Consider the following 14597-nt stretch of genomic DNA (forward strand, 5'->3'; position numbering starts at 1 on the left):
GTAAAAAACCCGCGAGACCTCATGTCTACGCGGGTTTTTTACTGTTTGATGCCAGAAGGCATCGGACTCAGTCAGTCCACCAAAGCCGTCCCCGACCCCAGCGCAACCAGCCGCAGCGCGTTCCTGAGATTCTCTTTCATGAGCTTGCTCACCGCCTTTGCGGTATCCGCATCGCGCGGGTTCGCCAGGCAGGTCAACAGTCGCTCGATGTCACCGTCCGTCAACATGACCTGATGCTGGTCCGAGCCGTCTTTGCCATTCGGAACCCAGGCCGTGATCTGAACGCCCAGCCTGCCCTGGTCATCGATCTGAGTTTCTGCATGCCCAGGAAATTTCGCACGCAAGGCCCCTGCTTTTCCCTCTGAGGATTCTTCGGTTTTTTTTATCTTCATGACACTCCCGTCGTCTCGGATCACACCGGCTGATTCTATGCCTGCCCAGCCCGAAAAATCCCTCAAGGAAAACCATGATCCATGACGCTCTGACCCGCCAAAAGCAAAAAACCCGCAAGACTGAGCGTCTACGCGGGTTTTGCTTTTTGATGTCGGAGGACATCGGACTGAATTGGACTTCCCGATAAAGAGAAGTGGTGCCCAGGAGAGGACTCGAACCTCCACACCTTGCGGCACATGGACCTGAACCATGCGCGTCTACCAATTCCGCCACCTGGGCACTGCATAACGTGTATGCTATTGTCTTCGCCGATCCGCTGCGTTGTTTAGCGCCTCGTTCAGCGAAGACAGAAATATACACTACATTTTTTTTGGATGCAAATAGCCTTTGAAAAAGCGAACCAACAACGACAATAACCGCGACGCTTCCAACCCGCCGGCGAACGGTCTCTCCTTTGATTTCGACCCCAACGTCCCCACCCGCGAACAGGTGCTGGACACCCTGCGTAAAGCCGGCAAGCCCCTATCGCCCGAGGCTCTGGCCGACGCCACACACGCGACGATTCCCCTGTCCACCGGCTTCATCCGCCGCATCAAGGCCATGGAACGCGATGGCCAGGTGCGCTATAACCCCCAGGGAAGGTTGCAAATCTGCAACAACACGCACTTCATCACCGGCATCGTCCAGGGTCATCGGGACGGCTTCGGCTTTCTGATCCCCGACGGGGGGGGCCAGGACCTGTTCCTGTCGCCTCACGAAATGGCCAAGGTCCTGCACGGCGACCGGGTCAAGGTCAAAGAAACCGGTGAATTCCGCGGCCGCCCCGAGGGCGCGATCGTCGAAGTCGTCGAACGGCGCACGCTGAAACTGGTCGGCCGCTTTCTGAAGGAACGCGGCATCTTCATCGTCGCGCCCGAAGACCAGCGCATCAAACACGACATTCTGATCGCGCCGCAGGACACGGCGGGCGCCGAGCCCGGCCAGGTGGTGACGGTGCAGATCCTGCGCCAGCCCGCCAGCCATATTCAGCCCCTGGGCCGCATCACCGAGGTCCTGGGCGAGATCGACGATCCCGGCATGGAAATCGAAATCGCCGTGCGCAAGTTCGACGTGCCGGTGGAATTCTCCGACGCCACGCGCCGGCAACTGGCCTCGATTCCGGATCATGTCCGCGCGGAAGACTGGGAGGGCCGCATCGACCTGCGCGACGTGCCCTTCATCACCATCGACGGCGAGGACGCACGCGACTTCGACGACGCGGTGTTCTGCATGCCCGCCGACCTGGGCACGGCCAAACGTGCGCGGCCCGGCTGGCGGCTGCTGGTGGCCATCGCCGACGTCAGCCACTACGTGCGCCCCAATTCGGCGCTGGACGAGGACGCCCTGGACCGGGGCACCAGCGTGTATTTCCCGCGCCGCGTCATCCCCATGCTGCCCGAGGCCCTGTCCAACGGCATCTGTTCGCTGAATCCGGACGCGGACCGTCTGGTGATGGTGTGCGACATGATGATCCCGGCGGGCGGCGCCAAGGCCGGATCCATCGCCGCCTATCAGTTCTACGAAGCCGTCATCCATTCCCACGCCCGCACCACCTACACCGACATCTGGGCGGCGCTGCAGCAGCCCACCGGCCCGGCGGCGCAAAACCTGGGCGATCTGCTGCCCCACGTGCAGACGGCCTACGATCTGTTCCAGTCCTTCGAGCAGGCCCGGCGCAAGCGCGGTGCGATCGATTTCGACACGGTCGAGACCCGCATCGTCTGCAATCCCCTGGGCCGCATCGAGCGCATCGAACCCTACGTGCGCAACGATGCCCACCGCCTGATCGAAGAATGCATGCTGGCGGCCAATACCTGCGCGGCGGACTTCATCGTGCGCAACAAGGCCCAGGCACTGTTCCGCGTGCATGACGGCCCGACCCCGGAAAAGCTGCAGACGCTGCGCGAGTACCTGCGCCTCCTGGGCCTGACGCTGGAAGGCGGCGATGACCCATCGACTGCCGACTACGCCCGCCTGATCCAGGCCAGCCGGTCACGGCCGGACTTCGCCTCGATCCAGACGATGTGCCTGCGCTCGATGCAGCAGGCCATCTACAGCCCCGAACAGACCGGCCACTTCGGCCTGGCCTACGAACACTACGCCCACTTCACCTCGCCCATCCGGCGCTATCCGGACTTGCTGGTACACCGCGTGATCCGGGGCCTGCTGCGCCAGCGCCGCTACCAGCCGCCGGCGCTGCCGGGCCTGCCCGCCGATCCCGCCCTGCCCGCGAAGATCCGCGAACACGATGCCTGGGAAGCCCTGGGCGCGCTGCTGTCGGCCCGCGAACGGCGCGCCGACGAGGCCTCGCGCGACGTCGAGGCCTGGCTGAAATGTTGGTTTGTGCGCGAACACGTGGGTGAAGTCTTCAGCGGCCGGATCAGCAGCGTCACCAGCTTCGGGGTATTCGTCACGCTGGACACGCTCTACGTGGAAGGGCTGGTGCATATCTCCGAACTGGGCGGCGACTACTTCCAGTACCACGAGGCCCTGAACGAACTGCGCGGCGAACGCACCGGCTTGCGCTACCAGTTGGGCGACGCCCTGCAGGTGCAGGTGGCCCGCGTAGACCTGGAGGCCCGGCGCATCGACTTCCGACCGTTCAAGGGCGAAGACTTCAAGTCGTTGCAGGCCGAGATCGAGGGCGACCCCCGCCCTTCCCGCCCGTATAAAAAGGCCGCAGGCGCCAAGCCTGCCGCCCTGCGCGGCACCACGGCCCATCAGCGCCGCGCCGAGGCCAAGCGCGCCGCGCGTCAGGAAACACCGCGCAAGCGGCGTTCCTGATCCGACGCACTACAATTCCAGAAAGGGTCCGCCCCGTGCGGCGGACCCGCTTCGTCCACCCCGATAGGCCCCGCCCGATGTCATCCCAACAAATCCTGGCCGGTTTCCATGCCGTGCAGGCGCGTCTGCGCCACGCCCCGGACTCCATCCGCGACGTCTACCTGGACACCTCGCGCCAGGACGCCCGCATGCAACGCTGCATCGAACAACTGGAGGCCGCGAACGTGCGCTGGCACGCCGCCGACGCCCAGCGTCTGGACGGGCTGGCGCACGGGGTGCGCCACCAGGGCATCGTCGCTCTGGCCCGCCCCCGACCGCTGGCCGTGGCGGTGGACGAGGTGCTGGATACGCTGGAAGATCGCGGCGAACCCGCCCTGCTGCTGGTGCTCGACGGCGTCACCGACCCGCACAATCTGGGCGCCTGCCTGCGTACTGCCGACGCCGCCGGCGTACATGCCGTCATCGCCCCGAAGGACCGCGCCGTCGGACTGAACACGACGGTCCAGCGTGTAGCCTGCGGCGCGGCCGACACCGTGCCCTATCTGATGGTCACCAATCTGGCGCGCACCCTGCGCGCCCTGCGCGAACGCGACGTCTGGCTGGTGGGCACGGACGACGCCGCCACGCACAGCCTGCACCAGGTCGATGCGCGCCGCCCCATGGCCTGGGTCATGGGCGCCGAAGGCGAAGGCATGCGCCGCCTGACCCGCGAGACCTGCGACGAACTCGTGTCCATCCCCATGCGCGGCTCGATCGAAAGCCTGAACGTCAGCGTCGCCAGCGCAGTCTGCCTGTACGAGACCGTGCGCCAGCGACTGGCGCCCGTCTGACAGACGCGCCAACGAAAAAGCGCATAATGTCCGGGCCGACCCGCCCGGGCCGAGCCCTTTCCCCTTCAATCCGATCCACCGTCTCCCCATGTCCGATCAAGGCTTCACCACCCGGCTCGTCCACGCCGACCACCATGCCAAGCTGGAACACGGTGCCATCCACCAGCCCATCCATCCGTCCACCGAATACGCCTTCGCCGACGCGCGCGAACTGGCCGCCGTATTCCAGAACAAGCCCGGCTACACCTACGCCCGGCAGGGCACGCCGACCACGGCCTCGCTGGAAGCCAAGGTCACGGATATGGAGCACGGGCTGGGCACGGTGACCTTCGCCACCGGCATGGCGGCGCTGAACGCCATTTTCTTCGCCCTGCTCCGCCAAGGGGACCACCTGGTCGCCAGCAAATACATCTTCGGCAACACCAACAGCCTGTTGATGACGCTGGAAAATTTCGGTGTGGAACTGAGCCTGGTGGACGCGACCGACGCCGCCCAGGTCGAGGCGGCGATCCGACCCAATACCCGCATGGTCTTCGTCGAGACCATCGCCAACCCCGGCACCCAGATCGCCGATCTGAAGGCGATCGGCGATCTGTGCCAGGCGCGCAAGCTGGTCTACGTGGTGGACAGCACCCTGTCCTCACCCTACCTGGCCCCGAGCCGGAATTTCGGCGCGTCGCTGGTGATCAATTCCCTGTCCAAGCATATCGGCGGCCACGGCAACGCCCTGGGCGGCGCCGTCACCCAGACCGGGCTGTACGACTGGACCCACTTCCCGCACATCTACGAGCAATACCGCAAGGGCGACCCGCGCGGCTGGGGCCTGCTGCAGATCAAGAAAAAGGGCCTGCGAGACATGGGCGGCACTCTGTCCTCGGACGTGGCCCACCGCATCGCGGCCGGCGCCGAGACCATGGCGCTGCGCATGGACCGCATTTGTTCCAACGCCCTGGCGCTGGCACGCTTTCTGGAAACCCATCCGCTGGTCGGCAAGGTCCACTACCCCGGCCTGCCCGGCCATCCCCAGCACGCGCGCGCCACGCAGTGGTTCGGCGGCCGCTACGGCGGCCTGCTGGGCGTCGAGCTGCACGACCATGTCGACGTCTTCGACTGCCTGAACCGCCTGCGCGTCGTGGCCCTGGCCACCCACCTGGGGGACAATCGCACCCTGGTGCTGCCCGCCGCCCATACCATCTACTACGAGATGGGTCCGGAGCGCCGCGCCCTGATGGGCATCCCCGACGGTTTCCTGCGTATCTCCGTGGGGATCGAAGACGAAGCCGATCTGATCGGTGATTTCGCCCAGGCGCTGGACGCGATGTAAAGCTGTTCGATGCCGATTCCTGGTTTGGGGTATACCCGTACCCGACGGTGGTTTTTTTTAACAAACGTCAGGAAACACGCGGGTTTCCAGTGATTTCTTCTTGACACTCCAGGCCATTCGAAGGCTTAATACGGCTTAGCCTTCGAACCGGCCAGAATCCTGCCGCCCTGCGGCCGTGAAAACCGGATCGGCCTGGCTGAGACAGACCATCATCCATCAAACAGCCTGGCGGATCGTCCGCCTGGCCACAATAAACCTCAGGGGTATTTCATCAATGAACAAGACCGAGCTGATCGAGCACATCTCCTCCAAGACCGATCTCTCCAAGGCTGATGTGGGCCGTGCCCTGGAAGCCTTCGTGGGCGCCGTGAAGACCACCCTGAAGAAGAAGGGCTCGGTCACCCTGGTCGGCTTCGGCACCTTCGCCGTGTCCGAACGCGCTGCCCGCACCGGCCGCAACCCGCGCACCGGCGAAGAAATCAAGATCAAGAAGGCCCGCGTGCCGAAGTTCCGTCCGGGCAAGGCCCTGAAGGATGCCGTGAACTCCAAGTAATCCGGCGCTTCACGCACAAAAGGCCACCGCATCGTCGGTGGCCTTTTCCGTTTTGGCCGCACCCGACGCCCGGACCGGCCGCCACTCTGAAATTTTCACCCTGGAAGGAAGCACACGATGGCAAGCGAAGGGGATGCGAGCCAGTTGATCGGTCTGGTCACGCTGCTGGGGGCGGCCGTGCTGGCGGTGCCGCTGTTCAAGCGCCTCGGCCTGGGTTCCGTGTTGGGCTATCTGGCGGCGGGGCTGGCCATCGGACCCTACGGTCTGGGCCTGATGGCCGACGCCGGGACCATCCTCCACGTGGCCGAACTGGGGGTGGTGATGTTCCTGTTCATCATCGGGCTGGAGATGAAGCCCTCACACCTGTGGAACCTGCGCGGGCAGATCTTCGGACTCGGCAGCCTGCAGGTCGTGGTGTGCGCCCTCCTGCTCACCGGGGTGGGCATCGGCTTCGGCTTTCCCTGGCCGGTGGCGTTCGTCAGCGGCGCCGGCTTCGTGCTGACCTCCACCGCCATCGTCATGCAGGTACTCGCCGAACGCGGCGACATCCTGACGCCGCGCGGCCAGCGCATCGTCTCCATCCTGTTGTTCGAAGACCTGCTGATCGTGCCGCTGCTGGCGGTGGTGGCCTTTCTCGCGCCAGCCGACGCGGCACCGGTGGCTGCGGCCCCGCTGTGGCAGCGCGCCGGCATCGGCTTGCTGTCGCTGGGCGCGTTGGTGGCAGCGGGGCTGTGGCTGCTCAACCCGCTGTTTCGCGTGCTGGCCAGGGCCAAGGCGCGCGAAGTGATGACGGCCGCCGCACTGCTGGTGGTGCTGGGGGCGGCGCTCCTGATGGAACTGGGTGGCCTGTCCACGGCCATGGGCGCCTTCGTCGCCGGCGTGCTGCTGTCGGAATCCTCCTTCCGCCACCAACTGGAGGCCGACATCGAGCCGTTTCGCGGCCTGCTGCTGGGGCTGTTCTTCCTGGGCGTGGGCATGGCGCTCGACCTGGACGTGGTGGCGCGCGACTGGCGGCTCATCGGCCTGGGCGTGGTCGCGCTGATGCTGGCGAAGGCCCTGTGCATCTACGGGGTGGCGCGGCTGGCCGGCAGCAGCCGCGCCGACGCCATCGACCGCGCCACACTCATGGCCCAAGGCGGGGAATTCGCCTTCGTGCTGTTCGCCGAGGCCTTGAGACTCAAGGTCATCGGCCAGACGGTCAACGCCGACATGACGGCGATCATCGTGCTCTCGATGGCCCTGACCCCGCTGGTTGGAGCAGTCTATAAACGCTATGCCCAGTCCGAGGCCGGGTCGCTCGATGGTGTGGAAACCCCGCAGGACCTGTGCGGCAACGCGCTCATCATCGGCTTCGGGCGCGTGGGGCAGATTGCCAGCCAGGGGCCGCTGGCCCGGGGCACCACGCTGTCCATCATCGACAACGACCCCGACGTGATCCGCAACGCCGCGCGTTACGGCTTCAAGGTCTACTTTGGCGATGGCGCCCGCGCCGACGTGCTGCGCGCCGCCGGTGCCCGGCATGCCCAGGTCATCCTGGTCTGCGTGGACGATCCGGCCGCCGCCACGCGCATCGTCGAGAACGCGCGGCGAGAATGCCCCCAGACCCGGCTGGTCGTGCGCGCCTTCGACCGCGAACACGCACTTGAACTCATCCGGCTGGACGCCGACCATGTGGAACGCGAGACCTTCGAAGCGGCGCTGCGGATGGGGCATCAGGCGGTACTGGCCCTGGGCGCCACGGACCAGGAAGCCGACGATCTGACCGACGACGTGCGCAGCCGGGACGCCGAGCGCTTCACCCTGGAAACGGCCGGCGGCACCTTCGCCGGGCGCGCGCTGCTGCTGGGCAACATCGAACGCATCGACCCGCCGCGCCACAAGCGCAAACCGGGCGCGCCCCTACCGCCGGAGAATGTATAATGCGCCCCTGCGCCCTGGCGACCTGCCGGGGCCATCAGGCAGACATCCGGGTGCTTAGCTCAGTTGGTAGAGCGGCGCCTTTACACGGCGTAGGTCGGGGGTTCGAGCCCCTCAGCACCCACCACGGATTCGGCCTTCGCCTTCCAGGCATCCTCGCCCCGGCGGATTTACAATCCCGCCATGAATCCCACACCGCATCACCAAGGCTCGCTGCGCTGCGGCCTGGACGCCCTCGGCCAGTTCGACGAGATCGTCGACGTGCGCACGCCCGCCGAATACGAAGACGACCACATCCCCGGCGCCCTGAGTGCGCCTGTGCTCAGCAACGAGGAACGCGTCCTGATCGGCACGATGTACGCCCAGGAATCACCCTTCAAGGCCACGCGCCTGGGTGCCGCCCTGGTGGCACGCCACATCGCCGAATACCTGGAAACGATCTTCGCCGACCGGCCGCGCTCCTGGCGCCCGCTGATCTACTGCTGGCGCGGCGGCAAGCGTTCAGGCGCCATGACCACGTGGCTCAACCTGATCGGCTGGAAAGCGCGCCAGTTGGACGGCGGCTACAAGACCTGGCGCCGCCACGTGATCGACACGCTCGCCGAACGCCCGGCCGGACTGGACTGCGTCGTGCTGACCGGCCCCACCGGGTCGGGCAAGACCCGCCTGCTGCAATCGCTGGGTGCGGCCGGCGCCCAGATCCTGGATCTGGAAGGGCTGGCCCGCCATCGCGGGTCACTGCTGGGCGCACTGCCGGACCAGCCGCAGCCCAGCCAGCGCGGCTTTGAATCCGCCCTGCTGCAAGCCATCGAAACCCTGGACCCCGCCCGCCCGGTCTTCGTCGAGGCTGAAAGCCGACGCATCGGCCAGGTCGGCCTGCCCGACGCATTATTGAACGCCATGCACGCGGGCCGCTGTGTGCGCGTGCATGCAGCCCTGCCGCAACGCATCGCCTTTCTGCTGCAGGACTACGCCCATCTGTTCGACACACCCGACGATTTCGGCCAGACGCTGGAACGGCTGATCGGCCTGCACAGCCGCCAGACGATCCGCGACTGGCAGGCCCTGATCGCCGCCGACCGGCGCGCCGAGCTGTTCCAGGCGCTGGTGGAAAGCCACTACGACCCCGCCTACCGTCGCAGCAGCGATTCCCATTACGCCGATCTGACCCAGGCAGCGGTGTTCGACTACGACCCGACCGCCGACGACGGCCACGCCCAGGCCCGCGCCCTGATCGAACAACTGCGCATCCCGGCCTGAACCCCAGGCCCCACCCCACAGGATTCCCGCCCCCATGAACGCTCCCGACATCGCCGTTCCCCGCCTGACCTCCCTGTCCCACGGAGGCGGCTGCGGCTGCAAGATCGCCCCCGACGTGCTGGCGCGCCTGATGCGCGACGCCCTGCCTGCCGGGCCGTTCCCCGATCTGCTGGTGGGCACGCAATCGTCCGACGATGCAGCCGTCTACCGCATCAACGATGAGCAGGCGCTGATTGCCACGACCGACTTCTTCATGCCCATCGTCGACGACCCGCGCGACTTCGGCCGCATCGCCGCGACCAACGCACTGTCGGACGTCTACGCCATGGGCGGACGCCCGATCCTGGCCCTGGCCCTGGTCGGCATGCCGATCAACGTGCTGCCGCACGACACCATCGCCGCCATTCTGGCGGGCGGCGCCTCGGTCTGCCAGCAGGCCGGGATTCCCATCGCCGGCGGCCATTCGATCGATTCCGTGGAGCCGATCTACGGCCTGGCCGTCATCGGCCTGGCGCATCCGGACCGCATCAAGCGCAACGACCGCGCCCGCGCAGGCGACGTGCTGATCCTGAGCAAACCGCTGGGCGTCGGCATCCTCTCGGCCGCGCTGAAAAAAGACCGGCTCGACGCCGACGGCTACCGCGCCATGATCGATAGCGCGACCCGGCTGAACACCCCGGGCGCACGCCTGGCCGAACTCGACGCCGTGCATGCCCTGACCGACGTGACCGGCTTCGGCCTGCTGGGCCACACGCTGGAAATGTGCCGGGGCTCGGGCCTGCGCGCCGAATTGTCCTACGCCGCCCTGCCCTGGCTGGCGCCCGCGCCGGATCTGGTCCGGGACGGTATCCAGACCGGTGCGTCCGGACGCAACTGGACCGCCTGCGGCGCCGATGTCACCCTGGATGCCGGTTTGCCCGACGAAGCCCGCGCCCTGCTGACCGACCCGCAGACCTCCGGCGGCCTGCTGGTCGCCTGCGCCCCGGAGGCCGCCGACGAGGTCCTCGCCCAGCTGCGCGCCGACGGCTTCGCGCAAGCCGCTCGGATCGGGCGTCTGGAGGCCGGCGCCGCCCATATTCGGGTATCCTGATTCCGTCCCTTTCCCCGGAGCCCTCATGGCCGATCCCTTGATCATCGCCCGCAACGCCGACGCCCAGGCCGCTCTGCTGCCCCAGTTGGCCAACCGCCACGGCTGCATCACCGGCGCCACGGGCACCGGCAAGACCATCACCCTGCAGGTCCTGGCCGAATCGTTCTCCCGCATCGGCACGCCGGTCTTCATGGCGGACGTCAAGGGCGACCTGACCGGTATTTCCCAGGCGGGCGCCGCGTCGCCCAAGCTGGCCCAGCGCCTGACCGACCTGGGGCTGCCCGAACCCGTCTGGGGCGGCAGTCCGACCACGCTGTGGGACATCTTCGGCGAACAGGGCCATTCGATCCGCGCCACCGTATCCGATCTGGGGCCGCTGCTGCTGGCCCGCATGCTGGACCTGAACGACACCCAGGAAGGCGTGCTGACCCTGGCTTTCCGCGTCGCCGACGACGAGGGCCTGCTGCTCCTGGACATGAAGGACCTGCGCGCCATGCTGCAGTTCGTGGCCGACCATGCCGCCGAACTGCGCACCCGCTACGGCCAGGTATCCTCGGCCTCCATCGGCGCGATCCAGCGCAATCTGCTGCGTCTGGAATCCCAGGGTGCCGAGAACTTCTTCGGTGAGCCCATGCTGGACGTCTTCGACTGGATGCGTACCGATGCCCAGGGGCGCGGCATGATCAACATCCTGGCCGCCGACCGCTTGATGCAGTCCCCGCGCCTGTACGCCGTCTTCCTGCTGTGGATGCTGGCCGACCTGTACGAACGCCTGCCGGAAGTCGGCGATCTGGACAAGCCCAAACTCGTCTTCTTCTTCGACGAAGCTCACCTGCTGTTCAAGGACGCCCCCGCTGCCCTGCTGGAAAAGATCGAACAGGTCGTGCGCCTGATCCGCTCCAAAGGCGTGGGGGTGTATTTCGTCAGCCAGAACCCGACCGACATCCCCGACACCGTCCTGGGCCAACTGGGCCACCGCGTGCAGCACGCACTGCGCGCCTACACCCCCCGCGACCAGAAGGCCGTCAAGACCGCCGCGCAGACCATGCGGCCCAATCCGGGACTGGACGTCGAGGCCGCCATCACCGAGCTGGCCGTGGGCGAGGCCCTGGTGTCCCTGCTGGACCCCAAAGGCCAGCCCACCCCCACGCAGCGCGTCTGGATGCTGGCCCCCGGCAGCCGCATCGGCCCGGCCACGGCGGCAGAACGCCAGGCGCTGCTGGGAGCCTCGTCGCTGGCCGGCAAGTACGATCAGACCGCCGACCGCGAATCAGCCTACGAGATCCTGCTGCAGCGCGCCCAATCCGCAGGCGCCGCGCCCGCCGGGGCCAAAGGCGCCGCCGGCGCCAGCGGATCGCCCGCCGCCCAGGACAACGGCATCACCGGCATCCTGAGCGACTTTCTGTTTGGCTCCACCGGCCCGCGAGGCGGCAAACGCGACGGCGTGGTGCAATCGGTCACCAAGAGCGTGGTGCGCAATGCCGCCAATCAGTTGGTGCGCGGCCTGCTGGGCTCCTTGGTCGGCGGCAAGCGGCGCTGAGCCCGCAAGGCCGGAACACAACCCGGAAACAGCGCATGCCTGACCAAGCGCCCCGCCCTGCCCCCGCGTCCGAGTCCCCCGCCACGAGTCTCGTGCGCTGCCGCTGGTGCACCGACGATCCGCTGTACCAGCGCTACCACGACAGCGAATGGGGTGTGCCCTCCCGCGATCCCCAGCATCTGTTCGAGATGCTGATCCTGGAGGGCTTTCAGGCGGGTCTGTCCTGGCTGACCGTGTTGCGCAAGCGCGAAGCCCTGCGCGCCGCCCTGCTGGGCTTCGACCCCCACGCCCTGGCCCGGACGGACGAGGCCTGGGTTCAGGACCGCATGCAGGACGCCGCCATCATCCGCAACCGGCTGAAGCTGCGCGCCGCGGGCCGCAATGCACGAGCCTGGCTGGCACTGCCCGATCCTGTCGGGCTGGTGTGGTCGGTGGTGGGCGGCCGACCCATCATTCATCACTATGCCGCCCCGGAAGACGCGCCCGTCGCCGGTCCCGAAGCCGACACCCTAAGCCGTCTGCTGAAGCGCCATGGCTTTACCTTTGTCGGGCCGACCATCTGCCAGTCCTACCTGCAGGCCATCGGCTGCCTGATGGATCACACCACGGACTGCCATCGTCATCGGGCGCTGGCGGTCTAGGCGTCCATGACGCTGACCGAAGCCTATCAGGCTGCGCACTACCGCATCGACGCTGATCCGCCGATCGTCCTGCGCATCGGCCAGGCGCAACCCGCGCTGCGGTCTCTGATGCCGTCCGGCAGCGAGACCGGCGGCATTTTCCTGACTGCCTGCAACCCGTACAGCCGCCGCCTGCGTCCCGCTGCCAATGCCCGCCGCCTGCGCGCGCTGCGACGGGCGGTCGAGCGGCTCGGGCACGCCTGGCTGCCGGGCCGGGGCCTGGACCCGCTGGGACAGTGGCCCGATGAGCCCAGCCTGTGGATTCCCGGCTTGCCGCTGGACGAGGGCCTGCAGCTGGCGCGCCGCTTCGGACAGAACGCCCTGGTCCGATGCGGACCGGACACGGTGGCGCGTCTGGTCTGGATACGCTGAACGCCCCCACCCGCCGAACGCGCGCATCTGCTAAGGTAAACGCGTCGCCCGATTCCACGGAGCCCCTTCATGCATGCACTGTTCACCCGTCACACCGCCTTTCACATCATCCTCGCGCTCACCGTGCTGTGCGCCTTGCTGGCCCTGTCCTTCAGTCCCGGCTGGTGGCTGCCCTGTCTGCTGTTCCTGGGCCTGAGCCTGCTGGGGTTCTACGACCTGAACCAGACCCGGCACGCCATCCGCCGCAACTACCCGGTCATCGGCAACCTGCGCTTTCTGTTTGAATTCATCCGCCCCGAAGTCCGCCAGTATTTCTTCGAGGACGACACCCTCAAGCTGCCCTTTTCGCGCGTGGACCGGTCCCTGGTCTACCAGCGCGCCAAGCAGCAAATGGATCAGCGCCCCTTCGGCACCCAGGGCGACGTTTACGGCAACGCCTACGAGTGGATCAACCACGCCATGGTTCCGGTCCACGTCCAGGACCATGATTTCCGCGTCACCGTCGGCGGGCCGGACTGTACTCAGCCCGTGGATCTCTCGGTCTTCAATATTTCCGCCATGAGCTTCGGCGCACTCTCGGCCAACGCCGTCATGGCTCTGAACAAGGGTGCCGCACTGGGCCGTTTCGCCCACGACACGGGTGAAGGCGGCGTCAGCCAATATCATCTGCAACACGGCGGCGACCTGATCTGGAACATCGGTTCGGGCTACTTCGGCTGCCGCAATCAGGACGGCAGCTTTTCCGAGGAACGCTTCGCCGACATGGCCCGGCGGGACAACATCCGCATGATCGAGATCAAGCTGTCCCAGGGCGCCAAACCCGGCCACGGCGGCATCCTGCCGGCGCCCAAGGTCACGCCGGAAATCGCCGCCGCGCGCGGCGTGCCGGTCGGTCAGGACTGTGTGTCCCCGTCCAGCCACAGCGCCTTTCAGACCCCCATCGAACTGATGCATTTCGTCGCCCGCCTGCGAGAACTGTCCGGCGGCAAACCAGTGGGCTTCAAGCTGTGCATCGGCCACCCCTGGGAATGGTTCGCCATGGCCAAGGCCATGCTGGCGACCGGCATCACGCCCGACTTCATCGTGATCGACGGCGCCGAAGGCGGCACGGGCGCGGCTCCCATCGAATTCGTCGACCACGTCGGCACACCGCTGCGCGAAGGCCTGCGCCTGGTCCACAACACACTGGTCGGCATCGGCCTGCGCGAACGCATCCGGCTGGGCGCTTCGGGCAAGGTCATCAGCGCCTTCGACATGGCGCGCCTGATGGCCCTGGGTGCGGACTGGTGCAACAGCGCCCGCGCCTACATGTTCGCCATCGGCTGCATCCAGGCCCAGACCTGCCATACCGGCCGCTGCCCCACCGGCGTCACCACCCAGGACCCCAAGCGTCAGCAGGCCCTGGTCGTGGCCGACAAATCCGTGCGCGTGGCCAACTATCACGCCAACACACTCAAGGCGCTGGGCGAACTGCTGGGGGCGGCCGGCCTGGGCCATCCCGACCAACTGCGTCCACACCATATCGCGCGGCGCATCGCCAACGGCGAGGTGCGCGTCCTGTCCGCCCTGTTCCCCGACCTGGAAAAAGGCGAACTGCTGGAAGGCCGGTTCCGCAACACGATCTTCCGCACTGCCTGGCCCATGGCGCAAGCCGAATCCTTCGAGCCGCTGTACAGCCTGAGCGCTGCCCTGTCCGGCCACGCCGACACCGCGCTGGCCCCCGACCAGCATCCAGACACGCAGCCTGGGACGGCAACGGCATGAGGCAAATCCCGCATCGATCTGTCACATCTCCTAGGGAATCTACCTATGGGC

12 protein-coding genes and 2 tRNA genes are annotated in these 14597 nt (G+C 66.9%); 12 read left to right on the forward strand and 2 right to left on the reverse strand.

Annotated features, from left to right (window positions below; translation table 11 throughout):
* Positions 1-71 precede the first annotated feature (71 nt).
* Together WA983_RS07600 and WA983_RS07605 are read right to left on the reverse strand one after the other, a co-directional pair.
* Positions 72-392, reverse strand: coding sequence for a hypothetical protein (locus WA983_RS07600; RefSeq protein WP_424247283.1), 321 nt, complete (start codon positions 390-392; stop codon positions 72-74).
* A 195-nt stretch (positions 393-587) separates the two neighbouring features.
* Positions 588-672, reverse strand: a tRNA-Leu gene (locus tag WA983_RS07605).
* Between the two features lie 108 nt (positions 673-780).
* Between WA983_RS07605 and rnr the strand changes: the two genes are divergently transcribed.
* From rnr to WA983_RS07665, 12 genes are all read left to right on the forward strand, one after another.
* A complete protein-coding gene (rnr, locus tag WA983_RS07610) occupies positions 781-3216 on the forward strand; it encodes a ribonuclease R (protein ID WP_424311822.1) in 2436 nt (811 codons plus the stop codon).
* A gap of 77 nt (positions 3217-3293) precedes the next feature.
* Positions 3294-4046, forward strand: a complete 753-nt coding sequence (gene rlmB, locus WA983_RS07615; RefSeq protein WP_424252128.1) for a 23S rRNA (guanosine(2251)-2'-O)-methyltransferase RlmB — start codon at positions 3294-3296, stop codon at positions 4044-4046.
* A gap of 88 nt (positions 4047-4134) precedes the next feature.
* Positions 4135-5370, forward strand: coding sequence for a cystathionine gamma-synthase family protein (locus WA983_RS07620; RefSeq protein ID WP_424252126.1), 1236 nt, complete (start codon positions 4135-4137; stop codon positions 5368-5370).
* A gap of 274 nt (positions 5371-5644) precedes the next feature.
* Complete coding sequence (locus WA983_RS07625; protein ID WP_376813784.1) at positions 5645-5923, forward strand: HU family DNA-binding protein; 279 nt, start codon at positions 5645-5647, stop codon at positions 5921-5923.
* A 117-nt stretch (positions 5924-6040) separates the two neighbouring features.
* Entirely contained in the window at positions 6041-7843 is a 1803-nt protein-coding gene (locus WA983_RS07630; RefSeq protein ID WP_424311823.1) for a monovalent cation:proton antiporter-2 (CPA2) family protein, read from the forward strand.
* A gap of 48 nt (positions 7844-7891) precedes the next feature.
* Positions 7892-7967 (forward strand) — tRNA-Val (locus tag WA983_RS07635).
* A 56-nt stretch (positions 7968-8023) separates the two neighbouring features.
* Complete coding sequence (mnmH, locus tag WA983_RS07640; protein WP_424250550.1) at positions 8024-9100, forward strand: tRNA 2-selenouridine(34) synthase MnmH; 1077 nt, start codon at positions 8024-8026, stop codon at positions 9098-9100.
* Positions 9101-9134: 34 nt separating this feature from the next.
* Complete coding sequence (gene selD, locus WA983_RS07645) at positions 9135-10190, forward strand: selenide, water dikinase SelD (protein ID WP_424311824.1); 1056 nt, start codon at positions 9135-9137, stop codon at positions 10188-10190.
* Positions 10191-10215: 25 nt separating this feature from the next.
* Complete coding sequence (locus WA983_RS07650; protein WP_424311825.1) at positions 10216-11730, forward strand: helicase HerA-like domain-containing protein; 1515 nt, start codon at positions 10216-10218, stop codon at positions 11728-11730.
* 35 nt (positions 11731-11765) lie between these two features.
* Entirely contained in the window at positions 11766-12371 is a 606-nt protein-coding gene (locus tag WA983_RS07655; RefSeq protein WP_424311826.1) for a DNA-3-methyladenine glycosylase I, read from the forward strand.
* A gap of 6 nt (positions 12372-12377) precedes the next feature.
* Positions 12378-12782, forward strand: coding sequence for a DUF3293 domain-containing protein (locus WA983_RS07660; RefSeq protein WP_424311827.1), 405 nt, complete (start codon positions 12378-12380; stop codon positions 12780-12782).
* 69 nt (positions 12783-12851) lie between these two features.
* The gene (locus tag WA983_RS07665) at positions 12852-14546 is read left to right on the forward strand and encodes an FMN-binding glutamate synthase family protein (RefSeq protein WP_424248408.1); all 1695 of its coding nucleotides are present in this window, start codon (positions 12852-12854) and stop codon (positions 14544-14546) included.
* Positions 14547-14597: the final 51 nt, after the last annotated feature.

This window comes from Castellaniella sp., assembly GCF_049650445.1.
In the GTDB taxonomy this organism is placed as follows: Bacteria; Pseudomonadota; Gammaproteobacteria; order Burkholderiales; family Burkholderiaceae_B; genus Castellaniella.

What these genes read in the sequence shown, in the direction of transcription:
- selD (WP_424311824.1), top strand. Translation starts at nt 9,135, where the DNA reads ATGAACGCTCCCGACATCGCCGTTCCCCGCCTGACCTCCCTGTCCCAC.
- WA983_RS07665 (WP_424248408.1), top strand. Translation starts at nt 12,852, where the DNA reads ATGCATGCACTGTTCACCCGTCACACCGCCTTTCACATCATCCTCGCG.
- WA983_RS07600 (WP_424247283.1), bottom strand. Translation starts at nt 392, where the DNA reads ATGAAGATAAAAAAAACCGAAGAATCCTCAGAGGGAAAAGCAGGGGCC.
- mnmH (WP_424250550.1), top strand. Translation starts at nt 8,024, where the DNA reads ATGAATCCCACACCGCATCACCAAGGCTCGCTGCGCTGCGGCCTGGAC.
- WA983_RS07655 (WP_424311826.1), top strand. Translation starts at nt 11,766, where the DNA reads ATGCCTGACCAAGCGCCCCGCCCTGCCCCCGCGTCCGAGTCCCCCGCC.
- WA983_RS07625 (WP_376813784.1), top strand. Translation starts at nt 5,645, where the DNA reads ATGAACAAGACCGAGCTGATCGAGCACATCTCCTCCAAGACCGATCTC.
- WA983_RS07630 (WP_424311823.1), top strand. Translation starts at nt 6,041, where the DNA reads ATGGCAAGCGAAGGGGATGCGAGCCAGTTGATCGGTCTGGTCACGCTG.
- WA983_RS07660 (WP_424311827.1), top strand. Translation starts at nt 12,378, where the DNA reads ATGACGCTGACCGAAGCCTATCAGGCTGCGCACTACCGCATCGACGCT.
- WA983_RS07620 (WP_424252126.1), top strand. Translation starts at nt 4,135, where the DNA reads ATGTCCGATCAAGGCTTCACCACCCGGCTCGTCCACGCCGACCACCAT.
- rlmB (WP_424252128.1), top strand. Translation starts at nt 3,294, where the DNA reads ATGTCATCCCAACAAATCCTGGCCGGTTTCCATGCCGTGCAGGCGCGT.
- WA983_RS07650 (WP_424311825.1), top strand. Translation starts at nt 10,216, where the DNA reads ATGGCCGATCCCTTGATCATCGCCCGCAACGCCGACGCCCAGGCCGCT.